Raw genomic sequence first — 25,283 nt, forward strand, 5'->3', positions numbered from 1 at the left:
ATTGCAGCCGCCACCACCGCCCCGCCGAGCGTCGCACCGGCCAGGACATCGTGCGGGTAGTGAACTCCCACAAGCACCCGCAGCAACGCGGCCGCCCCGGCCACCGGTAGCGTCAACGCGGCAAGGCGCGGCCACAGCACCGCCAGCCCAACGGCCAGCCCCGCGGCCAAGGTGGCGTGGTTGCTCGGGAACGACCAATCCCCGCTCTCAGGACAATCGGCGGTCAGCTCGATCCCCGTACGCAACACGCGACACGGCCGTTCCTCATCAACGACCAGCTTGAGCGCTTCGCTGACGACGTAAGCCACCACGGTGCCGACGCCGGTGAGCCCCGCCCCGGCAACCCCTCGTAGGTCCTCGCGGCGCATCGCCATCCACCACATCCCAGTCAGCAGCAGGCCGAGGAACACCAGCGTTCCGTCGGTAGTAACCTCCAGCGCCGGCCCGAACCACGACGGCATGTCGCCTACCGCCCCGATGACCGCTCGGTAGCCGGACACCGAAACACCGCCGGTAACCTGCACCACCCCGGCCCGACCCCACCCGTCCGGGGAAAGCCAGGCGACTGACGCCGCCCCCGCTCCCAGAACGCCAACAGCAGCCAGCAATCGACCAGTCCCGCGGGTTGCTCGTGTTTCTCGTTTCATGGGGGCCGACCGTAGAAGCGGAAACAACGGGAAACCCGACTCGAACGACAATCCCGCACCCCCGACGATCGTCAGGGTTGACCGACCTGCGTCCCCCTTCCCCGGGAGCCCGGCGATCTACCGTTCGATGTGGCCGAAGAAGAGGCTGGCGGGCGAGTCGAGCTCGGGTGAGGTGAAGAAATCCCGGATGGCACCGACGAATTCGCTGCGGCTGATCCGGCCGTCGTCGTCGGTGTCCAGTTCCAGGAACACGTTCAGCGCCTCGAGGTCCGACACTCCCCACGCCTCCAGGAACACCTTGTACTCCGGCTTGCTGATGGTGTCGTCGGCGTCGGTGTCCATCACGTCGAAGATCGCTTGCGGGACCAGCTCGGCCATGGTGAACCCGCTCCGGTCGGCGCCCGCCGCCTTGTTCGCCGCCACGAACTGCTCTTTGGACAGCCGATCGACGCCGTCCACCTGGCGCAGCAGTTCCGACCAGTACGTCTGATAGGCAGCCCACAACGCATGCGCACGGCTGTCCTCGGCCGCGATGCCGTACCCGTCGAGGTAGCGACTGATCAGGCGCTCATAGTCGCTCCAGTCGACGAATCCGTCGCGGTCGGTGTCGCTCGCCCCGAAGAGATGCCCCAGCTTGACGGCGATCGGATCATCAGCGCTGTCGGTCATATGCCTTCGCCCCCATATACGTAGCTTGGCACCAACCTATCCGAGGGAGAGGGCGACGGCTGCTGCAACAAACCTGCGCAGCCAACTTATTGACCATCATGTATCTACGGTGGGACATTGCAGGGGCCCGGGCGCCGGCGAGGGCTCCCGCCGGCGCCCGGCTGAACCCGCCCCGCCCGGCGACCGGGCGTTCCTGATCGGCCCGCACAAAGAGCTGCGGCGCGACGCGCCCTCAGAGCGCACGCAGCCGCTCGGCCACCCGCTCCGGGGTCGTGTCGCTGACCCAGGACGCCATCGCCGACTCGACCCCGGCCAGATATTTGAGCTTGCCGGGCGCGCGCAGCACCGAGAACACCTGCAGGTGCAGCCGGAACAGGTCGCGCCCCTGCCGGACGGGCGCCTGGAAGACCCCGGAAATATAAGGCAGCGGCTCGTCGTAGTAGCGGTCGAGCCGCCCCAGCACGTCGAGATAGATCACGGCCAGGTCGTCACGCTCGTCGTCGGTCAGCGCGGGCAGGTCGGGCACGTCGCGGTGCGGCGCCAGGTGCACCTCGACCGGCCAGCGCGCGGCCGCCGGCACGTACGCGGTCCAGTGCTCGGTCGACGCCACGACCCGGGTCCGGGCGCGTCGCTCGGCCGCGAGGATGTCGGCGAACAGCCGGCCGGGGTGGGCGGCCGCCCGTGACAGCATCCGCGCCATCTTGGGCGGCACGAACGGGAACGCGTAGATCTGCCCGTGCGGGTGCGGCAGCGTCACCCCGATCTCGCGTCCCCGGTTCTCGAACGCGAACACGTGCTCCACGCCGGGAAGAGCCGACAGCGCCACCGTACGGTCGGCCCAGGCGTCGATGACGGTCCGCGCGCGCGACGGCGACAGGGTGCCGAACGAGCCCTCCAGAGAGGACGAGAAGCAGACCACTTCCGTACGCCCGGAGGCCGGCCGGACGGGCCACAGCGGGTCCCCGTCGATCAGCTCGAGCGTGCCCGTCGCCCGGGGCGAGAACGCGGGGAAGCGGTTCTCGAAGACCACCACGTCGTACGCGGCCTCGGCCACCTCGGTCGGGACGCCGCCCGGGACCGTCGGCGCCAACGGGTCGGCCGTGGGCCGGAAGGTCCGGTCGTTGCGGTGCGCCGCGATCGCGATCCACTCCCCGGTCAGCGGGTCGAGCCGCATCTCCGGCTGCGCCCCGCCCACCGGCAGCGGCCGAGGGTCAACGGCCTTGCGCGGTACGAACGGCCAGGTGTCGTCGTAGTAGATGATCTCGCGCCCGTCCGCCATGTGCCGCACCGTCCTGCGCACCCGGTGCCCGCGCTCGCGCCAGGTCGCCCGCCCGATCACCCGCACCGCGCCGACCTCGAGCAGCTGCTGCCCGTCGGCGGCGAGCAGACGTTCGCGGGCCTCGTGCGGCAGCGACACGGTCGACCCCGCGGCCAGCGGCAGCAGGTGCAGGGTCAGCTCGGCGCCGGGCCGCCAGCCGATGTCGCGCAGGTTCACGGTCCAGGCCGAGCCGTCCCAGAACCGGTCGGTGACCGGGCGCCCGTCCACGCGCAGCTGCCCGACGTCGCCCGCCCATTCGATACGCAGAACGGCGTCGATTCCCTCGGTCAGCGGCGGAACGGTCAGGCGGTGAACGGCGGCCAGCTCGTCGAACGTTTCCGGGCCGGGCGCCGACTGCCGGCCGTCGTATTTCCCGTACGCCACCGGAACGGTCGCCGCCGCCGGGCGAACGCATTCCCGGGCCGCCTCGGTGGTGAACCCGGAAACCTCGCCGTCGAGCGGGAGGTCCGTGAAATCCCCGGCCACCGGATCGTAGAACCGCACCGACGGCGTGCCGGTCGTGAGAACGTCGACCCGGCCGTCCGCGCCCCACCGCAATTCGTCTCCGGAAAGCAGCAGGCGCCGCCGCGGGCCGTCCTCGTCGACCCAGACCGCGGCCGCCTCCGAGGCGGGCAGAACGAGCAGGTCGAAAGCGCCGAGCCGCACCGGGGAAAGGCCCGGGGAAGCGGCCGCGACGACCCCGTCGGCCGAGTACGTCACGTCGACGCCCTCGGCCGCGACGAGCACCAGGGTCGGCACGTCGCCGGGCAGCACCGTCAGCGCCGAGGCGGTGGCCCAGTCCAGGAGCCCGCCGCCGAGCCTCAGCCGCAGGGGCCAGCAGGCAATCGTTCCGGCCGGGATGTCGACCGGGGACGAGGGCAGCGTCAGTTCGTGGTTTCCGAGGTCGACCCGGAACTGGGCCCGGGCGTACGGCGGCAACGGGAAATGCGGCTGGTGCCAAGCGAGGAAGAGAAATCCACTCTCCCCGTCGCCGCGCAACGCGAAGCGCATCGTGGTCGAATCTTCCACGCCCTGAGGCCGTACGGCGGGAAGGGTTGACGGCATTTCCGCGAGCCGGTCTCCGAAGGCAGCCAGAAAGGCGTGCTGCCGCCGCAGTTCGGCGTGGCTGGCGGTGAGGACCCCGCTTTCCCCGATCGGCGCGTGGAAGTCGTATCCCAGGGGCGGCAGGTCGTTCGGGTAACCCGTGGCGTGCGATTCCTGGGCGCCGCCGGGCAGCGCCGGGTTCGTCCCTCCGGCGTACATGTAATAGCCCTGCCAGGCCGATCCGTTGCCGATCTTGCAGTGCGCGATCGTCGCCACGTCGAGCGCGCCGGGCCAGGGCCGCCGGTGGTAGGCGGTCGCCATGCCGCCGCCGAGCTCGCAGGTGGCCGGCGGGAACAGCGGCGACGGCGTACGCGGCTGGGGTGTGCTCAGTTTCGCCTCGTGCATGCGCCGCAGGTCGGCGCCGATGCCCGGGTCGTCCCAGACGTGCGAGAAGAAGTAGTGGTCGCGGAACGTCGGGTCCCAGGGTGCGCCGGCGTCCACCCAGAACCCGTCGCCGTAACCGCCGTAGAGCGGCAGCACCTCACCCTCGGGCAGGTCGGCGCCGCCCCACGCGGTCGCCGTCCACAGCGGGGCCGTGATGCCGGCCGCGCGGGCCAGCCGCTTGAGCGTGACCAGGTGGCCGGGCTGGTCGTAGAGCTCGTTCTCGAGCTGCACACCGAGCAGCTCGGCGCCGCCGGTGTGCGCGGCCAGCTGCCCGAACCACTCCTCGACCAGCTCCAGATAGGCCGGGTCGTCGGTGCGGTGCGCGACCGGCGCCCGCTGCACCCAGTCGGGGAAACCGCCGTTGCGGCTCTCGCCGTGGCACCACGGGCCGATCCGCAGCACCATGTCGAGCCCGGCGTTGCGCACCTCGTCGAGGAAGGCGGCCACGTCGAGGTTGCCGTCGAAGCGGGGCTGGCCGCGGCGCGGCACGTGATGCAGCCAGAACACGTAGCTGGCGACGACCGTGACGCCGCCCGCGCGCATCTGGCGCAGCCGCTCGGCCCAGCGGTCGCGGGGCACCCGGCTGTAGTGCAGCTCGCCCGAGACCGGGATGACCGGGACGCCGCTCTTCAGCACCGACCGGCTGGTCAGGGCAACCCCCGGCCGTACGTCCTCGTCGTTGCTCATCCGCGGCCGCCGCGGCGGCTCGGACCACGGACGATGTGCGACTGACAGCACGGGGCCTCCCTCAATACCTGTAACCGGTCACAGGCTCCTGAGCCCGCACGATACATCGGCTTAACCGCCCCGACGCAAGGCCTTGACAATCATGAAAAGGACCATCACTGTAACCGGTCACAGGTCCTGTTCGGTGACGCACGTCTCTTCCGGCAGCGACCAGGTCGCGCGCCTCCGCGGCCCCATCGATCGAGGAGTACCGATGAAGAAGACGCTCGCCTCGGTGTTCGCCGCGGCGCTGATTTTGACGACCGCCGCGTGCAGTTCCGACGACTCCGACGACACCCCCGCCGCCAACCCCGACGAGAAGGTCGCGCTCACCTACTGGAGCTGGGCGCCGAACATGGACAAGGTCGTCGAGGGCTGGAACGCCTCGCACCCGAACATCCAGGTGACCGTCAACAAGCAGGACGGCGGCGACCCGGCCGTGGCCAAGCTGCTCACCGCGATCAAGGCCGGCAGCGGCGCCCCCGACGTCATGCAGGCCGAATACCAGAAGATCCCGACCCTGGTGGCGGCCGACGCCGTGGCCGACATCGCCAAGGAGGCGGGCGACCTCAAGGCGAAGTTCCCCGAGTCGGCCTGGAACGCGGTCACCCTGGGCGGCGAGGCCCTCTACGGCGTGCCGCAGGACTCGGGCCCGATGATGTTCTTCTACCGGTCCGACGTCTTCGACAAGGCCGGCGTGCAGGTGCCGAAGACCTGGGACGAGTACGCGGCGGCCGCCCGCACGATCCACCAGAAGAACCCGAAGCAGTACCTGGGCACGTTCTCCTCCAACGACCCGGGCTGGTTCGCGGGCCTCTCGCAGCAGGCGGGCGCCTCGTGGTGGGGCGTGCAGGGCGAGTCGTGGACGGTCGCGATCAACGACGCCACCACGAAGAAGGTCGCCGACTACTGGGGTGGCCTGGTGCAGGAGGGCGTGATCGACAACAAGCCGATGTACACGCCCGAGTGGAACGCCGCCCTCAACGACGGCACCCAGGTCGGCTGGCTCGGTGCGGTCTGGGGCCCGGGCGTGCTGGAGGGCAACGCGGCCTCGACCAAGGGCAAGTGGAAGACCGCGCTGCTGCCCAACTGGGACGCCGCGGCCCCGGCCAACGGCAACTGGGGCGGCTCGGCCACCAGCGTCACCTCGCAGAGCAAGCACAAGGCCCAGGCGGCCGAGTTCGTGAAGTGGCTCAACACCGACCCGGCCGCGGTCAAGGCCCTCGCCGGCACGGCCAACGTCTATCCGGCCGCCAACGACGCCACCAGCGTCGCGCTGACCCAGCCGCCGGCCTTCTTCAGCAACCAGCCCGACTTCTACACGATCGCCGCCGAGGCCGGGAAGATCACCAAGCCGTTCACCTACGGCCCCAACGTCAACGTGGCCTACAGCTCGTACAACGACGCGTTCGGCAAGGCGGCCGAGGGCAAGAAGGCGGCCGACTTCGGCGCCGCGCTCGACACCATCCAGCAGGCCACCGTCGGTGACCTGAAGAACGCCGGATTCACCGTCGCCGGATGAAAACCAAAGGGGCGCCGTACGCCTTCCTCGCCCCGGCGCTGGTGCTGTTCGCGGCGTTCCTGGCGGCACCGATCGTCTACGCCGGCTATCTGAGCCTGCGCCGGGTCAAGGTCAGCGGCCTCGGCCTCGGTGCGGGCGCCCGCACCGAGGTGTGGGCCGGGCTCGGCAACTACGCCCGGTCGCTGACCGACCCCGAGTTCGTGCCCAGTGTGCTGCGCGTGGGGGCGTACGGGCTGATCGTGGTTCCCGTCATGCTCGGCCTGGCGCTGGTCATGGCCCTGCTGCTCGACGCCGGACGGACCCGGGTGGGCACGTTCGCGAGAACCTCGATCTTCCTTCCGTACGCCGTCCCGGCCGTGATCGCCTCGCTCCTGTGGGGCTTTCTCTACCTGCCGCGGGTGAGCCCGATCGTCGACGTGCTGGACCGCGTCGGCATCACGGCGCCGGACGCGCTCAGTTCCTCCTGGGTGCTCTACGCGGTCGCCAACATCGCGGTCTGGGGCGGCACCGGCTTCAACATGATCGTGCTCTACACCGCGCTGCGGGCCATCCCGACCGACCTGTTCGAGGCGGCCCGCATCGACGGCGCCTCGGACATCCAGATCGCGCTGCGCATCAAGATCCCGGTGATCGGGCCGTCGCTGGTCATGACGTTCCTGTTCTCGCTCATCGCCACGCTGCAGGTCTTCGCCGAACCGATGACGCTGCGGCCGCTCAGCAACACCATCTCGACCACCTGGACCCCGCTGATGAAGGTCTACCGGGACGCGTTCGTGCGCAACGACATCTACTCCGCGGCGGCCACCTCGGTGATCATCGCGGCCGCCACGTTCGTCATCTCCTACGGGTTCCTCAAGCTCGTGGGCTCGCGGGCCTTCAGTCAGGAGAACTGATCATGGCGGTTGACATCGCGCCGGTTCCGGTCGCCGCCCGGCCGGCTCCGAAACCCGCGGCCTTCCGACGGACCAGCCCCACCGCCACCGTGCTGTTGCTGCTCGGGGCCGCGTACTGCCTCCTGCCGGTCCTCTGGGTCCTCGTCGCCTCGACCAAGAGCGCGAGCGAGCTGTTCAACACGTTCACGTTCATGCCCAGCACCCACCTGTTCGACAACATCGCGTTCCTGAGCAGCTATCGCGACGGGCTCTACTGGCGCTGGATGGTCAACTCGGCCGTCTTCGCCGGGGGCGGCGCCGCGGTGTCGACGCTGGTCAGCGCGATGGCCGGCTTCGCCCTGGCCAAGTACACGTTCCGCGGCAAGTCGCTCGTCTTCAACCTGGTGCTGGCGGGCGTGCTGGTTCCGGCGGTGATCCTGGCCGTGCCGCAATACCTGCTGCTGGCCAAGGTGGGGATGACCAACACCTACTGGGCCGTGCTCCTGCCGAGCTTCATTTCCCCGTACGGGATCTATCTGTGCCGGATCTTCGCCGCTGCCACCGTGCCCAACGAGGTCCTGGAGGCGGCCCGGATGGACGGCGCGAACGACTGGCGCGCCTTCGTCCGGGTCGCGCTGCCGATGATGCGCTCGGGCCTGGTGACCGTGTTCCTGTTCCAGTTCGTGGCGATCTGGAACAACTACATGCTGCCGTTCATCATGCTCGGCGACGACAAGCTGTTCCCGGTCACGGTCGGGCTCAGCGGACTGCTCAACCAGGGCGCCACCCAGCCCGCCATGTACACCTCGGTCGTCACCGGCGCGTTCCTGTCGATCATCCCGCTCGTCGTGTTGTTCCTGACCCTGCAGCGCTATTGGCGGGTCGACCTCGGCGCGGGCGCGGTGAAAGCCTGATGACAGCTATGATCCCCACCGTGCCAACCCCGTCCGGACCTGGGCGCAAGCGGCCCACCATCCGCGACGTCGCGCGCGAGGCCGGGGTCTCCTACGCCACCGTCTCCCGCGTCCTCAACGGCCGCGAGTGGGTGAGTCCCGAGGCCGTCCGCAGCGTCCGCGAGGCCATTTCCCGTACGGGATACACGGCGAACCCGCACGCCCGCTCGCTCGCCACCGGCAAGTCGGGGTCGATCGCCTTCCTGCTCACCGAGCCGCAGCACCTGCTGTTCGAAGACCCGAACTTCTCCGTGCTGCTGCGCGGGGTGGCCCAGGCGCTGTCCGACCGTGAGCTGACGCTGATTCTGATGATCGCCTCGACCCCCGAGGAGCGCACCCGTACGGTCGCCTACCTCTCCGGTGGCCACGTCGACGGCGTGTTGCTGGTGTCCCCGCACTCCGGTGACCCGCTGCTCAGCCAGCTCGTGCGGGCCGAAGTGCCGATCGTGGCGTGCGGCCGGGTCCTCGGCTACGAACAGGTGATCAGCTCGGTGATGGCCGACGACCGCAACGGCGGCCGTTCGGCGGTCGAGCACCTGATCGCGGCCGGCTGCCAGCGGATCGCCACGATCACCGGCCCGCAGGACACGGCCGGCGGCGTCGACCGCTTGCAGGGTTACCACGACGCGCTGATCGCCCACGGTCTGACCATCGAACCCGGGCGCATCGTGCACGGCGACTGGAGCCGCGAGTCGGGCGCGGCGGCGATGCGGACGCTGCTCGACCAGTCCCCCGACCTCGACGCGGTGTTCGCCGCGTCCGACGCCATGGCCGCCGGCGCCCTGCGGGTGCTGCGCGAGGCCGGCCGCGACGTCCCCGGCGAGGTCCGGGTGGTCGGCTTCGACGACTCCGGGCTGGCCGCCACCACCGAGCCCCCGCTGACGACGGTCCGCCATCCCCTGGACCGGGTCAGCGAGGAAATGGTCCGCCTGCTCACCGATGTGATCGCCGGTCGGACCCCTCTCTCCATCACCGTGCCCACGACCCTGGTCGTGCGCGCGTCCTCCCCGGCCTGAGCCTTCCCCGCTCCGGCCCGCCTGGGCTTCCCGTTCGGGCACCGCTCCACCGCTTGGGCTTTCCCCGCCCGGGCACCGCTTGGGCTTTCCCCGCCCGGGCACCGCTCCACGGCTCCAGATCGGCGTCTCCACCGACGCCGGTTTCGTCCCCCTTCGTCCGTGAAGGAGCGCGCTTTGAAACCGTCCCGTGTCGCCGCCGCTGTGATCGCCACCGTTCTGGCCCTCGCCGCGGCAGCCACCCCCGCCCACGCCGCCAACACGCTGACCATGCGCGGCGCCGACGTGTCGTCGCTGCAGCGCACGCTCGACCTCGGCGGCAAGTACTACAACGCCTCCGGAGGCCAGGCCGACCCCTACGACATCCTCAAGTCGGCCGGCGTCAACTACGCCCGGCTGCGCATCTGGAACAACCCGGCCAGTGGCTACAACAACAAGGCCAAGGTCCTGCAGCAGGCCAAGGCGATCAAGGCCAAGGGTCTGAAGCTGCTGATCGACTTCCACTACTCCGACACGTGGGCCGACCCCGGCAAGCAGTTCACGCCCGCGGCGTGGTCGTCACACTCGATCAGCCAGCTCGGTACCGACGTCTACAACTACACGTACGACGTCTGCACCGCCCTCAAAGCTCAAGGCACCACGCCCGACAGCGTCCAGGTCGGCAACGAGATCAACGTGGGCATGCTGTGGCCCCGTGGTCAGGTCGTCAACAACAACTTCGCGCCGCTGGCCTCGCTGTTGAAGCAGGGCTACAACGCGGTGAAGGCCTGCAACAGCGCCACCCAGGTCTGGATCCACGTGGCCGACGCCGACAGCATGGCCAACATGCGCTGGTTCTACGACGGGATCAAGTCGCAGGGGGTGCCGTGGGATGTGACCGCGCTTTCCTACTACTGCATGTGGCACGGCACGCTGGCCAACCTCTACAACGTCATCACCGACGCCCGCACCCGCTACGGCAAGCCGGTGGTGATCGCGGAGACGGCGTACCAGTTCACAACGGCCGACGCCGACAGTGAGCCCAATTCGATCCCGGGGACGGTCCTCTGCGACAACATCCCAGCCACGTGGGCGGGGCAGGCCCAGCAGTTCACGTGGGTGCAGAATACGGCCCGCAATGCGGGGGCCGTGGGCGTCTTCTATTGGGAGCCGACCTGGTATGCCATCAAGGGCAACGGCTGGGACCCGGCAAACATCAACGGTACGGGGGATGGCTGGGACAACATGGCCGTCTTTGATTGGACGGGCCGCGTGAACCCGAACATCCGCTGGACCCCCTAACCCCTTCCCCTTTCCCTAGCGCGGGTCTAGCGTGCGTGCCCTCACGCTGGACCCGCCCTCCTTTGTGGCCCGCTGATCAGGCTCCACCCCACCCTGGCCGACTCACCCGCCCCTTCCCCGTCTCAGCCGCAACGACCCCAGCCCCGGGCCTGTCCCCCACCACAGCACTGCCCCACTCTGGCCGCGCCTACCACCAAGACTGTTCCACGAACGGTACTTCTGGCCCGATTCGCTGGATTTCGATCCGGCGGGATGGGCACTGTGAGTAATGACCGCAGAAATCTAAAGTCCGCGTAAGAACCCGCCCCGAAAGGGCGCGCGCTGTCGCCTGAGCAGGCTGCGGCAGCGGCGATGGTGGCCGAGGCTCGGGAACGCGGGCTCGAGCTGACCGGCCCGAACGGGCTGTTGAAACTGTTCACCGAAAAGGCAGCCTCGGCGCTAAATTGTGGAAGCAGGCGAGCCCACTCGCCAAGCGAGAGCCCCGAACCGGTGCGTAGCAAGCAGGCTCTCTGGTCCCGCTCGCCGCTGCTGCATGCTCAAGCAGTCTCACGTTGAACTGGCTTCCACGGTAGATCCTCGTTCGCGCCAAAGATCACAAGCTGATCCGTATTCCACATGTGCAGGACTACGGACTGCAGGTGCTGCAACGGCACCATGCCTTCCAGGATGTTGACGCCCGCCAGATGGCTATCACGCAATAGCTGGAAAATCGAGCTGTCCACTGAACAGACGTAGCCCTGTGGATCAGGGGCGCCGCAGGTGACAAGCAATACCTCGTTCGACGGCACATCCTTGTCGAGCACCCGTGCTACCAGCGCCGCGATCGCTTCTGATCGTTTGATGTTCGTTGGAGTCGACGCCGACACCACCACCGCGCCGTCGGCGACGCCCTGCTGAACGGTGATCGAGAACGGCCCGTGATCGCCATGAAAGCCTCGGTCCATCGGCAGCGTCTCCGGCGGCCCGGAGCTGAGGTCGATGCCCTCGCCGACGAACCCGATGTCGGTGGTGAGCAGCTGAGCGATCTCGTCGAGCAGGGCGGCGGGCCGGCGTGGGATGGCGCCTTCATCGCAAGAAAGAAGCACGAGTCGATCACGTAGATGGGCGTAGCGGTCGAGTTCGGCGTTGAGGCGCGCCGAAAGTGTGCGAGCGAACATCCGGGGCGGTGCCACCGTCTGGCGCACGTCTTGGATGGTCAACTCCGTCAACTCGGCGGCCCATCGCCGGTCGGCGTGCACCAACCACCGATCCGGAGGATCTTGACCTACCTCGACCGTCAGCGGGTTCCGAGCGAACCCCGCCACCGACATCGCCTTCAAGACCGAGTAGACCTGCATGTCCTCTCGGCGATCCTTGATGAGCGGTCCAACGATCTGCGGCAGATCCCACATCGGCGCACCGATGAGAAACGGATCCTCCGGATCGTCCTGTTCATAACCACCAAGCTTGACTTCGAACATCTTCTTTCTCCTGCGACCAATTAACTCAGCTTCGTCAGATTAGTGGCCTACTGTGCTGACATAACAGCCGTTTCTTGCCGCCGCCGACGCGAGACGGGTGGGGCAGGGACCGCAACGGATTGCCGTTCGCCAACCGAGCGGCTCACAGCGGGTCTACTCTGCTCGGCATTCCGGCGTACAGGAACGCCCGGGCGGGCTCTCGTCGTGGCCGACGTTGTCACGCGGACAGCGCACGCGGAAGCGGCGGTCGTCCCCGCGAGCTGTTGCCGTCCGCGAAGGGCGTGTCCTGGCGCGCCATGCAGCGCAGGTAGGCGGCGGGAACTTTGAGTCTCGAGCCGACACCGTTCAACGCCACGTCGGAGAGCCGCAGACTGCTTGCGGCCAGGTCCAAGCCGGGCCTGGCCGTCCGGTCCCGTGACGTCCCGCGGATCGACTTCATCACCGATCCCATCGAGGACGCGAGAAAGGTCCCGGAAGCATCGCGAGCTCGCCTGGCACCGTCAACCTTGTCGACACGGCCGCTTCGCCGCCATCCGCAGTGGCGGACTTCGAGGCCCTTCGGCTGCCGTCCGGTGCTCTGCATGACCTCGACGGAGGGATGCTGCCGAGTTCGGTGGGGGTTTCTGTCAGAGGGGCCTCCTACCCTGTGCTCGAAGACCGAGGGGGAGCACGTGACGACGACCGACGCCGAGCGGCGCAACTGGACCACCCCGGGCACGCAGGACGCGGCCCAGAACACCTATACATCGGTCAAGGCTGCCCTGGACCGTTCCACGGCCCTACGCAACCTCCGATGGGAGGTCTTCCTGCAGGGGTCGTACGCGAACGCGACCAACACGCGGGGTGACTCCGACGTCGACGTGGTCGTGATGCTTACGTCCACCATGTACCCCGACGTCAGTCGCCTGCTGCCGGCCGACCAGGACCGCCAACAGCGGGGTCGACGAGCTGGCACAACGAGCGCCGGCCGCTTCCGAACGCTGGTCCACCAGGCATTGATCGACTACTACGGCACCGACCGAGTGCATCCGAAGAACAAGTGCCTGCGTGTCGACAGGACCGCTGGATACGTCGACGCCGACGTGGTTCCGACGCTTCAGCACCGGCTCTACACCTCGTATCCGGCCTACGGGCAGCCCACCTGGATCGAGGGTGTCGCCATCGACCCGCTGCACGGTCCCCGGGTCGTGAACTACCCGAAGGAGCACATCAAGAACGGCAGGGACAAGAACAAGCGCTGCTCCGAGCGCTACAAGCCGACCGTCCGTCAGATCAAGAACCTCCGCAAACGGGCGGTCGCGACCGGTCTGCTCGCCGACGGAATCGCCCCCGGCTACCTGCTGGAGTGCATGACCTACAACGTCCCCGACACATACTTCCTCACCGACGACTCCGCGCGGCTCTCCGCCGTCCTCGCCTGGCTGAACAACCTGTCGATCGTCGACCTGACCAACACCTTCAAGTCAGGAGACGAGGTCCACCGGCTGTTCGTCAACGACCCCGGTCACCACGACGCTGCCACCGCTTCCCAGATCCTTGCCGCGCTCTGGCGGACCCTCTAGCTGTGCACCTCTACAGCAGCACCGACAGCCGGATCTCCGCCTACGGCATCATCGCCCTGATCGCGGTTCTGACCGCGATCGCCGCGGACTCTGTCACTGACGCACTCGACATCGGACCCGGCTGGCTCTTCAGCGCACCTACTGTCGCCGCGGCGTACGGCCTGCTCTACCGGCTGATCGACTCCACAGCGTGGCGCTGGATCTGGCTCCGCCGGCTCGGCTTCATCAAGACTCCGGTCGTCGAGGGTGTCTACGAAGGGCAACTCGTCTCCTCGTACAACAACACGATGCTGCCTATCAAGATCTGCATCGACCAGAGCTGGACCAACATCACCATCCGGTTCGAGGTCCTCGGCACCCGAACGTCCAGCTCCTACTCCATCGCCGCGAACCTCAGCACCGAAGGACACCTGCACGCACGACTCACCTACACCTACCGCAACGCCGTCCAGCCCGGCATAGCCGACCCCGACATGAACGACCAGGAAGGCACCGCCGAGGTCGTGATCGACACCGCCAGCGGCGAGATGCGGGGCCGCTACTTCAACTCCCGCGGACGCAAAGGCACCCTGACGCTTACCCGGCAGTAGAGAATTTCCCTTCAGAAGCACCGGCGGCGTCGCAGCTCGCTGACGGGGACCGCGCCCACTACCGCGCCGTTTTCCACCTCTACCGAAGCGATTACTTACCTACGTTGGGTGGAAGAGCGAGGACCCTGGGGCGCTGCCCCAGACCCCGGCGCGTCGTCGGAGATCGGTTAAGGGCCAAGTCAAGAACAAGGGGTGGAGCAGTGGGTTTGGGTGATCTCCGCGCGACGGCGGCCAGAGCGAATCGCAAGGAAGGGCTGGGCGCAACCAAACCCCGGTTGCGCCCAGCCCTTCCTCACGATGAGCCGAGGCTGCCGTCGCGCGGAGATCACCCAAACCAGTAGAGCTATGTGGCAACGGCGAGGTCCGTCACACCAGCCGCCACCCGGGTTGGCCTGGGCTGCGCGGCAGGCGGAGGCAGCGAGCCGTTGCGGAGCGGTGTGAGCCGATCTACCCCACCAAACACTCACGGTAGACGGGCCACGTCCGGCATGATGGCGGAAACCGGGTTTTCCCCCGGCCGGGCTGGGAAAACAGATCTTCGAGAGGCCCGTGCGTGAAGTGCGCAGGGCCTCCACAGTGTTGATACTCACGGCATAATCGGCCTGGTCAGGGTGCTCTACTAAGTGAGACACCGAGCACCGAGGGAGTGGTAATGCAGCGGCATCGGGTGGCAGTTATCGGCGCCGGCTTCGGGGGTCTGTTCGCGATCAGGGCCCTTCGGAACGCGAACGTCGACATCACACTCATCAACGGCACGGCTTACCACCTGTTTCAGCCTCTTCTCTACCAAGTTGCGACGGGCGTGCTCTCTGAAGGCGAGATTGCCCCTCCTATCCGTGAGGTGTTGAAGGGGCAGGACAACGTCGACGTCAAGCTCGGCTGGGCCAAAGATATCGACACCGAGCGCAAGCTCATCTCGGTGGCGGGGCCGGGCATCGACTACACGGTGGAGTACGACTCGCTGATCGTGGCCGCGGGCGCGTCGCAGTCGTATTTCGGCAACGACCACTTCAACGACTACGCGCCGGGTATGAAGAGCATCGACGACGCGCTGGAGTTGCGGGCCAAGGTGTTCGGCGCGTTTGAGATCGCTGATCTGCAGACCGACCCGGAGGCCCAGGAGCGCTGGCTGACTTTCGTGGTGGTCGGGGCTGGTCCGACGGGTGTGGAGATGGCCGGTCAGATCGCCGAGCTGGCCCACCGCAACCTGGTCGGGCAGTACAAGCACATCGACCCCCGCAAGGCGCGGATCATCCTGATCGACGCGGTCGGCGCGGTGCTGAACACGTTCGGTGATCACCTTTCGACCCGGGCGCTGCGTCAGCTGCACCTGATGGGGGTCGAGGTCGAGCTGAACACGAAGGTGGTGGACGTCGACCTGACCGGTATCGAGGTCGAGTCGGAGCGTGGTCACCAGCGCATCCCGTCGATGACCAAGGTGTGGGCGGCCGGTGTGCAGGCGCCGCCGCTGGCCCGGCAGCTGGCCGAGTCGGCGGGGGCCGAGACCGACCGCGCGGGGCGGGTCATGGTGCAGCCCGACCTGACGGTTCCGGGGCACCCGGAGATCTTCGTGCTGGGCGACATGATGCACCTGCCGGGTGACGACGGCCGTCCGTTGCCGGGTGTGGCGCAGGTGGCGATCCAGGGTGGGCGTTACGCGGCCGACGTCATCAAGCGTCGTCTGCGCAACAAGCCGGCGCCCGACAAGTTCAAATACTTCGACAAGGGCAGCATGGCCACGATCTCGCGGTTCTCGGCCGTGGCGAGTGTGGGCAAGTTGCGGCTGTCGGGCTTCTTCGCCTGGCTCATGTGGCTGGCGGTGCACGTGGTCTACCTGGTCGGCTTCAAGAACCGGTTCACGACGGTGCTGCACTGGGCGGTCAGCTTCATCGGCCGCGGGCGGTCGGAGCGGGTGGCGACCGAGCAGCAGGCGTTCGCGCGGCGGGCCATGAAGGATTACGGCGACCCGTTCCGCAGGGTGCGTGAGGCCGAGGAGGCCGAGGCGCTGGGCTCGACCGAGGTGCCGAGCGAGAAGCATCCGGCCGAGGCTGAGAAGGCCGCCACCGAGAAGGCGGAGGCCGAGAAGGCCACAGTGGGCCGCTGAGGCCACGCTGACGTTCTGATCTGGGCCACGCTGCTGAGCGGCGTGGCCCACGTCGTGTCCGGGCCTGGGCGCCTCAGAACCAACGCGCGGGCGGGTCAAGGGCGGACGGTGGCCCAGACCATCTTGCCGTCGCGGGTGGGTAGCGCGCCCCAGGCCGTGGAGGCCGCCTGGACGGTGCGGAGGCCTTGGCCGCGGAGGTCCCACAGGTTGCCGGGCGGGTCGTGGGGCGGGTCGACCAGGTAGGGCATGCGCGGCTCGTGGTCGCTGACGATCAGGTGCACGCCGGCGCCTCGGCGCGCCACGACCGCGCAGAACGGCGTCGCGGCGTGTTCGATCGCGTTGGCCGCCAGTTCGCTCATCACGAGCCGGGCCGGGTAGAGCACCTCGGGCAGTCCCCACGCCGCGCACGCCTCGCTGACCAGGTTGCGGGCGAGCGCGGGGCTGTCCGGGTGCGGTGGCAGGTCGAGCCGCAGCCGGTCGGTGACCGGGCCTCCGGCCATCACGGCCGCCCGGGCCCGCCCGAGGTCGTCGAAGGTCGGCAGGAAACGCGACGAGCCCAGCCGGTCGAGCCGCTGGTTGAGGGCGGTACGGCGGGGCAGGCAGGCGGCGACCCGTACGCGAGGCTGCATCGAGGCGCCCACCTTGGACACGGTCAGCCAGGTCGAGGCGCTCGCGGCACCGGTGTCGATCACCTCGAACAGGTCCATGACCATGGCCGCCGGGTGTTCGCTGAGTGCTTTCTTCACGGCCGTGAAGGTGTCACGGCGCAGGGGGCTGCCCCAGGCGCCGCGCACGGTGACGACCGTGACGGCGCCTTCCGCGTCCGCCGTTACGGCGACGGCGCCGCTGATGTCGCGGGTTTCGTGACGGCCGGGGGCATGACGTCCGCGCATGACCGGCCAACGATTGCTCTCCATGACCGGCGACGGCTACCCCGCGAAGAGATCACCATGCGCAAATACCGGCGATTACCTTCTAAAGGGCGTCACCTGATCGGGTCACCGGCGTCTCCGCGGGCAGGATCTCGCCGGAGATGGCCCGGTACGGGGGCCATTCCGGGACGGACAACTGGTCGACACCGACCGGGTCGGCCAGGGCCCGGTCGATCGCGGCGCGCAGCCGGTTCTGCTCCTCGGCCGGGTTCTGATACCAGGCCACCGACCAGATCCGGTGCATGTGCCAGCCCAGGGCCCGCAGTTCCTCGTCGCGCAGCCGGTCGCGGTCGCGCGAGGACGGGATGGACTGGTATTCCGGGCCGTCGAACTCGATGCCGATGGCGAACACGTCGTCGTCCTGGTCGGGATGCAGCACGGCCAGGTCGATCCAGTGCCCGGCGGCGCCGACCCTCCGCCGTACGGTGTAACCCCACTCGGTCAGGGAGCTGAGCACGGCGTCCTCGAAGGGCGTCGCGTCCTGGCGGTCGGAGGCTTCGCGGCCCAGGGTGGCGGCGGCCCGCTCGGCGTACTCGAGGTAGGCCTTGAGGTGCCGCACGCTCTCGTTGCCCATGTCGGGCACGTCACCGGCCCGGATCGAGGCGACCACCTCGACGCGCTCGCGGGCCCGGGTGATCGCCACGTTGAGGCGGCGCCAGCCCATCGGGCGGTTGAGCGACCCGAAGTTCGTACTGATCTTGTCGTTCTCGTCGTAGCCGTACCCGATCGACAGGATGATCACGTCGCGCACGTCGCCCTGGACGGCTTCCAGGCTCTTGCAGAAGAAGCCGGAGAGCCGGTCGTTGTCCTCCAGGAAGTGCTCGAGGTCGGGCCGCTCGGCGACCGCCCGCCGCACGGCCTCGTCGACCGCGTCGGCCTGCGCCACCGACAGCGTCACCACGCCGAGCGACTTCTCGGGACGGGTCGCGTAGTGGTGCAGCACCCGCTCGGCCACCGCGTCGGCCTCGATCGGGTTGTCCGACGTGGTCTGCCGCCGGTAGACGCCGTCGACCACGAACATCTCGACGCCGTGGTCGGGTTCCTGCGGATAGCAGCGGGTCAGCCCGACCAGCCGGCCGTGGTAGTAGGCGAGGTTGGCGAACGCGAACAGCGCCTCGTGCCGGCTGCGGTGGTGCCAGCCCAGGTGCAGCACCGGGAACGTGTCGCGGGCCAGCTCGAGGATGGACGGGAGGTCGGTGACGTCGTCCTCGACCCGGTCGTAGTAGGACGTGGGCGGCAGCTGCCGCTCGTCGCCCGAGACCACCAGCGCGTCGCCGCGGTAGACGCAGTTGATCGCGTCGGCCGTGGTCACCTGCGACGCCTCGTCGATGATGACCATGTCGAATTCCATCTCGGGCGGCAGGTAGCGGCTCACCGCGAGCGGGGACATCAGCAGGCACGGCTTGAGGCCCTGCACCGCGTGCCGGGCCTGGGCCAGAAGTTCCTGCACGGGCAGGTGGCCGGACTGTTTGTTGCCCTCGCGCCGGATCACCCCGGGTTCGCCGCTGGCCGAGGCCGACGGGCGGCGGGCCTCGACGGCGTAGACGATGTCGGCCAGGGCGGCCGAGGTGAGTTCACGGTCGAGCAGCCGGTAGACCTCGACCAGGTGGGTGCGGTCCTCGGCCGAGACGGGTTGCAGGCCCGGGTCCTCCTCGATGACCGCGTCGGCCCAGCCCCGGTAGAGCGCCCGTTCGAGCACCGGCCAGACCTGGTCGATCGGGGTCTCCTCGTCGGCGCAGAACTCCAGCGCGTCGGCCAGGCCGTGCTCGACCAGCACCCGGCGCGCGTCCTCGTGCCGGAACCACTCCTGCTGGCCCTCGGGGTCGTGCAGCAGCTCGACGAGCAGGTCGCGGGCGTTGTCGTAGTCGCCCAGCCGCTCGTTGAGCTCGCCGTGCCGGTCGGGGCCGAACGCGTCGAGCACCTGTCCCCGGGCGGTCTCCCAGCCGGCCACCGCCGCCGGCAGTCCTTCGGTCGGGTGGGCCTCCATGAGGGCGTGCGCCTGCTCGCGCGACATGGCCGCGTCCTCGCCGGTCATCAGCCGCCGGGCCTGGGCCGTCCACGCGACGACCTCGTTCATCGCCTCGTCGTCGGTCTTGGTGCCCCGGTAGACCGTGCCCAGCACCGCCGAGTGGGTGGTGGCCTCGGCCCAGATCGCCGCCTCGGCGTCGGTCGCGGCCTGCCGCTGCTCGGCGATGTCCATGGCCTCGGCCAGCGTGAGGTCGCGGCCGGTGGGCACGCTGTAGGACCGGATCATCTCGGCCGCGGCGTGCAGCGGCTTGATGTGGGCCCGCAGCCACGACACGGCGTCGGCGATCGCGCCCTCCCCCAGCTCGGGCCGCGGCGCGCGGGCCGGGGCCGGGCGCAGGGTGGTGCGGAAGCGGGTGAACTCGTCGCGGGCCTCGCCCACGATGCGCAGCAGCGCGCTGTTGGGGCGGGGCGCGCAGACGTGCACGGTGACGGCGGGCAGCGCGTCGGCCGGCACCTCGCGGATCACCTCGTCGGCGGTGTGCATCGCTTCCTGGACGGCGTGGAAGTCGGTGTTCAGGCCCTTCCAGTGGCTGCCGAGCATGGCGGCGTGCTCGGCCTCGGCCGCGGCCAGGTCCTCGAGCGCGTTCTTCCAGGCGGCGGCGTCCTCGACGTTGGCCACCGCATCGGACGGCTTGACGTCGGGCAGCGCGACCTCGGCGGCCAGCTTCTTGTCGCGCCGATAGGGCCGGAGCAGCTTGCGCGGGCCGCGGTTGCGGGTGAGCCGGTCGGCGACCTCGGTGATCGGCTCACCCAGCACGGTCTCGTCGAAGTGCTGACGGGCCTGGGACTCGGTTTCCCGTACGCGCTCGATCGCCAGCCGCAGGGCGCGCACCGCCGCGTGGGCGGCCGGCATTCCGCCGGTCTCGAACCAGGCCGGCTCGGGTTTGTGCTCCCGTTCGATCAGGTCGGCGATCGTGATCACCCGGGCCGAGTCGCTGAACGTCACCACGTTGGGCAGGCCGAGCCGGGCGGTGACCCGGTCCAGGCTCTCCTGGCGGCCCTCGAGCCGGTCGGCCTCCTCGGCGAACTTGTTGGCCAGGTGGTCGGCCTGGGCGGCGTTGAGCGGCTTGAGGTCGACCGCCTCGGGCACCAGGTGCGACAGGTCCGGGATGGCGGCCATGTCGTCGGCCGAGGGCAGCTCCGACCACGGGATGCCGCCGTAGCGCAGGGCGGCCAGGTGGTGGGTGAGGTCGGTGGCCGCCTTCTGCACGGGCTGGATGCTGTCGATCGTCAGCCAGTCCTCCTCGACCTTCACCGGGCGCTTGCCGGCGTGCGCCGAGAGCGCGGCCAGCTGGGCGGCGCCGGAGGGCTCGTGCAGGTCGAACGCGTCGGCCAGGGTCGAGTTGGCGATCACCGTCTCGGCCAGTTTGCCGAGCGAGGTCATGGCCTGGCGCAGGCGGGCGTCCAGGGGCTCGCGGTCGATCGCCTCCCGCCACAGGTAGGTCTCGCTGCGTACGCGCCCGAGCCGGGACACCGCGTCGCGGATGCGCAGGACGGCCTCGCCGGTGAGGTCGTGCGGGTTGACCCCGGCGACCGGGGCCGACGGCACGTCGAGCAGGCGGGCACAGATGCCGAGCACCTCGAACAGGCTGCGGCCGAGCGGCTGACGGACACGGTTCAAGGCTTCCGCGTACGAGGTCAGCCTCTCCCGCCTCTCGCGGACGGCGCGCCGGTCGATCGGGTCCATGGTCGCCAGCGGCACGGCGTCGGTCTCGAGCGCGGCGGCCAGCGCGTCGGCCACCTCGCGGCGCCCGGTCAGGTCGCTGTGCAGCGCGAGCAGGTAGTTGCCGAGCCCGGCCTCGGTGAGCCGGCGCTGCACGGTGTCGAGCGCGGCCGCCTTCTCCGAGACGACCAGCACCCGCTTGCCGGCGTGCAGCAGCCCGCCCACCATGTTGGCGATCGTCTGCGACTTGCCGGTGCCGGGCGGCCCGTCGAGCACGAAGCTGCGCCCGGCCACGGCGGCGGCGACCGCGACGCGCTGGGTGGCGTCGGCGTCGAGGATCAGCGGGACGTCCTCGGGCGGCGCGACCACGTCGATCCGCTCGACCGCGGTCGGCTCGAAGGCGAACGCGCGGTCGGCGTCCTGGGTGGCGAGCGCACGGACGATCGGGTGCTCGACGATGTGCGGCTCGTTCTCGAACAGGTCGTAGTACATGGCCTCGCGGTGCACGCTGAGGCAGCTGAGGGTGACCGTCTCGTCGGCGTACCAGCCGCGCCGCTCGCCGATGGCCACGTCGACCTTGGCCCAGAGCACGGTGACGTCGAGCTCGGCCAGGGAGTTGATCTCGGGGATTTCGATGTCGAGCTCGGCCATGCGCACGACCAGGGCCGGGTTGACGATCGGGTCCTCGGGGCGGGCGATCAGCCGCGGGCCGGTCGGGTCGATCTCGACCGGGACGAGCAGGATCGGGCTTTCGTACGGGGATCCGTCGTCGTCCGACCAGTGCAGCATGCCCAGGCCCAGATAGAGCGGGGAGACGCCCCGGTCGAGCATCTCCTGGCGGGACCGCCGCCAGAAGTGGTGCAGGAGCGCGCCCAGCTGCTCCAGGGCCAGCTCGGTGCGCAGCACGTGCACCGGGGCGTCGGGGTCGTCGGAGTGGAAGCTGTAGCCGCCACCCTCCTGCAGCACCTTGACGATCGCCTTGGGCGACGGGCCGGTGATCTCGACGGCGCCCGAGGCGACCCGGGCGAAGTTGAGCAGGGGGTTGGTGCCGGTCAGGTCGACCAGGCCGGAGCGCCAGGTCTCCAGGGCCGACCTGACCTCGGCACCCGGGAGCCCACCCAAATCCTCTTCATGTTCCGGCCACATGCCTCAATTCCAGCAAGCCGGACGCCCGTTACGTGGGGGATTCGCCGACCTGCTTGAGGATATTTCCGGCATACGGCTTTTCGAGGCCGTTTCGCGGCGTCTCCGGGGACGGCTGGAAGCCACTTGCAGCACCCCGGCGCCCCGAACGCACGCGGCGGCTCCGGGGCTGCCCCGGAGCCGCCGCGTGCGCCTCAGGCGGCGTGCGCGTGTTCCTCGATGTCGCGCGCGTCGTCCGGGACCTGCCGCTCCAGGGCGGCGCCCTCCACGTCCACGGCCGGCAGCCAGGCCAGCCAGCGCGGCAGCCACCAGGCCGAGCGGCCCAGCATCGCGATCGCCGCCGGCACCGCGACCATGCGGATCACCAGGGCGTCGAACAGGATGCCGATGGCCAGGGCGAACGCGATCGGCTTGATCGTGTCGTTGCCCTCGGGCACGAAGCCGGCGAACACCGCGAACATGATCGTCGCGGCCGCCACGACCACCGGGGCCGCCTGCCGGAAGCCCGTGGTCACCGCCGCACGCGGGTCGGCGCCGTGGGCGTGCGCCTCGTGCATCCGCGACACCAGGAAGACCTGGTAGTCCATCGCGAGGCCGAACAGGATGCCGACGATGATGATCGGAGCCAGGCTCAGCAGCGGCCCGGTCGTCTCGGCGTTGACCACGCCGGCCAGCCAGCCCCACTGGAAGACGGCGGTGGTCGCGCCGAGCGCGGCGCCGATCGTGAGCAGGAAGCCGAGCACGCCGACGACCGGCACCAGCAGCGACCGGAAGACCAGCACGAGCAGCACGAAGGCCAGGCCGACGACCAGGATCAGATAGACCGGCAGGGCGTCGTCGAGCTTCTGCGACACGTCGATGCTGACCGCGGTCTGCCCGGTCACGTAGACATCGGCGTCCGGCCCGTCGGCCACGTCGTCACGGATGGCGTGCACCAGGTCGATGGTGGCGGTGTCCTCCGGCCCCGACTTCGGGATGACCGAGATCAGGGTGGCGTTGCCGGCCTGGTTGGGCTGGGGCTCGGCCACGAAGGCAACATCGGGAAGAGCGGAGATCTTTTCCCGTACGGTCGTCGCGTACGCGGGCGAGCCGGTGCCGTCGACCAGCACGAGCAGCGGCCCCGCGAAGCCCGGCCCGAACCGCTCGGCGATGATCTCGTCGGCCTTGGCCTGGGAGCTGCCCTCGGCGGCCCGCTGGATGAGCGTGGTCTGCATCGAGAAGAACGGGATGGCGATCACGGCGAGGGCGGCGACCGCGACGATCAGGCTGAGCACGCGCTGGTGGGTGACCATGTGCGCCCACCCGCGGTAGAACCCCCTGTCCCGTACGGGGGAATCGGTGGAGTTCTGACGGGCGGCCTTGGGCAGGGCCCGCAGGCCGACCGCGCCCAGGAAGGCGGGCACGAGCGTGATCGCGACCAGCACGGCCACGACGATGGTGGCGGCCGCGGCGAGACCCATCTCGGTCAGGAACGGGATGCCGGCCACGGACAGGCCGGCCAGCGCGATGACCACGGTCAGACCGGCCGTGACCACGGCCGAACCGGCGGTGCCGACCGAGAGCGCGACCGCCTCGGGCACCGGCAGGCCGCGGCGCAGCTCCTGCCGGAAGCGGGTGACGATGAACAGCGCGTAGTCGATGCCGACGGCCAGGCCCAGCATGATCGCGAGGATCGGGGTGGTCGCCTGCAGGTCGGTGAAGCCGCTGAGCGTGGTGATGCCGAGCGCGCCGATGGCGACGCCGATCAGCGCGGTCAGCAGGTTCATGCCGGCCAGCACCAGCGAGCCGTAGGTGACCGCGAGCACGATCAGCGCCACGACCACACCGAGGATCTCGCCCGCGCCGCCGATGTCGGCGCCCGACTCCTGGGTGGCCTCGCCGCGCGCCTCGACGGTCAGGGCGGCGCCGCTCGACTCGTCGACCACCGCGGTCAGCGCCTCCCGCTGCTCGGGGGTGATCTGCTCGGCCTTCACGTCGTAGGTGACCGTGCTGTAAGCGGCGCTCTGGTCCTGCGAGACGGTCGGCGCCTGCGGGTCGAGCGGGTTGGTGGCCGAGACCACGCCCGGCAGCTTCTGCAGCTTGGCGACGACCTGGGCGACCTGCCCGGCCGTGGCCTGGTCGGTGATCCTGCCGCCGCCGGGGGCCTCCATCACGACCTGGGCGGTGGCGCCGGCCGAGGCCGAACCGAACCGCTTCTCCATCAGGTCGAGGGCGGTGGTCGACTCCTGGCCCGGGATCGAGAAGGTGTTGACCATCGTGCCGGAGAGCGTGCCGGCGCCGACGCCGAGCGCGACCACGGCGACCAGCCAGGCGATCATGACCAGGGCCTTGTGGCGTACGGCGCCCAGGCCGAGTCGGTGCAGCAACGTTGCCATGTGCTTGTTCCCTTGCTTGGAGGGGCCTTGCGTTTACCGAGGTCCCTTACTTGGAGGGGCCTTGCCGTTCCTTGCCTTGCGCCTACTTCGCTGTGGCTTTCTCCGTCGTCGCGGCTTCTACCTCGCCGCGGTTTCCACCTCGCCGCGGTTTCCACCTCGCCGCGGTTTCCACTTCGCCGCGGTTTCCACTTCGCCGCGGTTTCCACTTCGCCGCGGCTTCTACTTCGCCGCACCGCGCCCGTGACCTAGCGCGTCGTAGCTGAGGTCGACGAGGTCGTCGAGGGTGACGGCCAGGGGTTTCTCGCGCAGCGTGACGCCGACGACGGCGAGCGCACCCAGGGCGCCGATCACGCGGGCCGCCCGGACGGGATCGGTCTCGGGGTCGGCCGCGAAGCACTCGAAGATCACTTCACCGATGGCCTCGAGGGTGCAGCCGAGATCGTTCTCCTGCTCGCTGGCGAGACCGCTGAGCAGCAGCGACACCGTGCCCCGGCCTTCCATGGCGAGGCGGGCGATGCCGGTGACGGCGGCCCGGTCACGCTCGGGGCCGGGCGGTTGGTCGCGCACCCCGTCGGCGACCTCGCGGATGTCGCGCAGGACGCGGTCGACGACCGCCTGCTGCAGCGCCTCCTTGGTCGGATAGCGGTGGAGCAGGCCGGTCTTGGAATAGCCCACCGCGTCGGCGATGCGCTGAATCGACGTCTCCTTGAAGCCGTGCCGCGCGAAAAGGGTCGCGGCGGTCTCCAGGATCTCGTCGTCGATCTGCTGCTTGGTCGGGCGCGGCATGCGGACCACCCTAGTCGGAATAGGACCAGGTTGGTCGGTAACCGACCGTGTCGGTCCTCACAGTTCGACCGGGCGTCCCTCGGTTCACCGCTCTTCGACCGGGCATTCCTCAGTTCACCGCATACGAAAGGGCCGGTTCCGGGTTTCCCCG

Annotated in this window: 15 protein-coding genes and 1 pseudogene; 8 read left to right on the plus strand and 8 right to left on the minus strand. The window is 69.4% G+C overall.

Features of this window, described 5'->3' with window-relative positions; genetic code table 11:
* Positions 1–8: 8 nt before the first annotated feature.
* The 3 genes and pseudogenes from JIG36_RS54395 to galT all read right to left on the minus strand — a co-directional run.
* Positions 9–647, minus strand: a pseudogene (locus JIG36_RS54395) (phosphatase PAP2 family protein); the annotation flags it as partial.
* 117 nt (positions 648–764) lie between these two features.
* On the minus strand, positions 765–1,316 hold the full coding sequence (locus JIG36_RS36130) for an EF-hand domain-containing protein (protein WP_203380932.1): 552 nt from the start codon (positions 1,314–1,316) through the stop codon (positions 765–767).
* A gap of 232 nt (positions 1,317–1,548) precedes the next feature.
* On the minus strand, positions 1,549–4,809 hold the full coding sequence (galT, locus tag JIG36_RS54400; protein ID WP_203380933.1) for a galactose-1-phosphate uridylyltransferase: 3,261 nt from the start codon (positions 4,807–4,809) through the stop codon (positions 1,549–1,551).
* 253 nt (positions 4,810–5,062) lie between these two features.
* Between galT and JIG36_RS36140 the strand changes: the two genes are divergently transcribed.
* The 5 genes from JIG36_RS36140 to JIG36_RS36160 all read left to right on the plus strand — a co-directional run bounded on the left by JIG36_RS36140 (position 5,063) and on the right by JIG36_RS36160 (position 10,489).
* Complete coding sequence (locus tag JIG36_RS36140) at positions 5,063–6,370, plus strand: ABC transporter substrate-binding protein (RefSeq protein WP_203380934.1); 1,308 nt, start codon at positions 5,063–5,065, stop codon at positions 6,368–6,370.
* Positions 6,367–7,263, plus strand: a complete 897-nt coding sequence (locus tag JIG36_RS36145; RefSeq protein ID WP_203380935.1) for a carbohydrate ABC transporter permease — start codon at positions 6,367–6,369, stop codon at positions 7,261–7,263. The genes JIG36_RS36140 and JIG36_RS36145 overlap by 4 nt, the downstream gene beginning before the upstream one ends.
* A gap of 2 nt (positions 7,264–7,265) precedes the next feature.
* Complete coding sequence (locus JIG36_RS36150) at positions 7,266–8,156, plus strand: carbohydrate ABC transporter permease (RefSeq protein WP_203380936.1); 891 nt, start codon at positions 7,266–7,268, stop codon at positions 8,154–8,156.
* A 20-nt stretch (positions 8,157–8,176) separates the two neighbouring features.
* On the plus strand, positions 8,177–9,211 hold the full coding sequence (locus JIG36_RS36155; protein ID WP_307873050.1) for a LacI family DNA-binding transcriptional regulator: 1,035 nt from the start codon (positions 8,177–8,179) through the stop codon (positions 9,209–9,211).
* A 174-nt stretch (positions 9,212–9,385) separates the two neighbouring features.
* Positions 9,386–10,489, plus strand: a complete 1,104-nt coding sequence (locus JIG36_RS36160) for a glycoside hydrolase family 53 protein (protein WP_236048947.1) — start codon at positions 9,386–9,388, stop codon at positions 10,487–10,489.
* A 536-nt stretch (positions 10,490–11,025) separates the two neighbouring features.
* On the opposite strand, the gene JIG36_RS36165 is transcribed toward JIG36_RS36160, so the two are convergent.
* Positions 11,026–11,949, minus strand: coding sequence for a hypothetical protein (locus tag JIG36_RS36165; protein ID WP_203380937.1), 924 nt, complete (start codon positions 11,947–11,949; stop codon positions 11,026–11,028).
* A gap of 671 nt (positions 11,950–12,620) precedes the next feature.
* Between JIG36_RS36165 and JIG36_RS36170 the strand changes: the two genes are divergently transcribed.
* From JIG36_RS36170 to JIG36_RS36180, 3 genes are all read left to right on the plus strand, one after another.
* Positions 12,621–13,511 (plus strand): nucleotidyltransferase domain-containing protein, encoded by an 891-nt coding sequence (locus JIG36_RS36170; protein WP_203380938.1) that lies wholly within the window; start codon positions 12,621–12,623, stop codon positions 13,509–13,511.
* 2 nt (positions 13,512–13,513) lie between these two features.
* Positions 13,514–14,101: a Cap15 family cyclic dinucleotide receptor domain-containing protein gene (locus JIG36_RS36175; protein ID WP_203380939.1), complete on the plus strand. Its 588-nt coding sequence runs from the start codon at positions 13,514–13,516 to the stop codon at positions 14,099–14,101.
* Between the two features lie 652 nt (positions 14,102–14,753).
* Positions 14,754–16,205 (plus strand): NAD(P)/FAD-dependent oxidoreductase, encoded by a 1,452-nt coding sequence (locus JIG36_RS36180; RefSeq protein WP_203380940.1) that lies wholly within the window; start codon positions 14,754–14,756, stop codon positions 16,203–16,205.
* A 95-nt stretch (positions 16,206–16,300) separates the two neighbouring features.
* Here the strand turns inward: JIG36_RS36180 and JIG36_RS36185 are convergent, their stop codons facing one another.
* The 4 genes from JIG36_RS36185 to JIG36_RS36200 all read right to left on the minus strand — a co-directional run bounded on the left by JIG36_RS36185 (position 16,301) and on the right by JIG36_RS36200 (position 25,132).
* Complete coding sequence (locus JIG36_RS36185) at positions 16,301–17,098, minus strand: ATP-binding protein (RefSeq protein WP_203380941.1); 798 nt, start codon at positions 17,096–17,098, stop codon at positions 16,301–16,303.
* 82 nt (positions 17,099–17,180) lie between these two features.
* Positions 17,181–21,950 carry a PDDEXK-like endonuclease domain-containing protein gene (locus JIG36_RS36190; protein WP_236048948.1) on the minus strand — a complete coding sequence of 1,590 codons (4,770 nt, stop codon included), beginning with the start codon at positions 21,948–21,950 and terminating at the stop codon, positions 17,181–17,183.
* A 215-nt stretch (positions 21,951–22,165) separates the two neighbouring features.
* On the minus strand, positions 22,166–24,346 hold the full coding sequence (locus JIG36_RS36195) for an MMPL family transporter (RefSeq protein ID WP_203380943.1): 2,181 nt from the start codon (positions 24,344–24,346) through the stop codon (positions 22,166–22,168).
* A gap of 219 nt (positions 24,347–24,565) precedes the next feature.
* Positions 24,566–25,132, minus strand: a complete 567-nt coding sequence (locus JIG36_RS36200) for a TetR/AcrR family transcriptional regulator (protein ID WP_203380944.1) — start codon at positions 25,130–25,132, stop codon at positions 24,566–24,568.
* Positions 25,133–25,283: the final 151 nt, after the last annotated feature.

This window comes from Paractinoplanes ovalisporus (genome assembly GCF_016834655.1).
Classification (GTDB): Bacteria; Actinomycetota; Actinomycetes; order Mycobacteriales; family Micromonosporaceae; genus Actinoplanes; species Actinoplanes ovalisporus.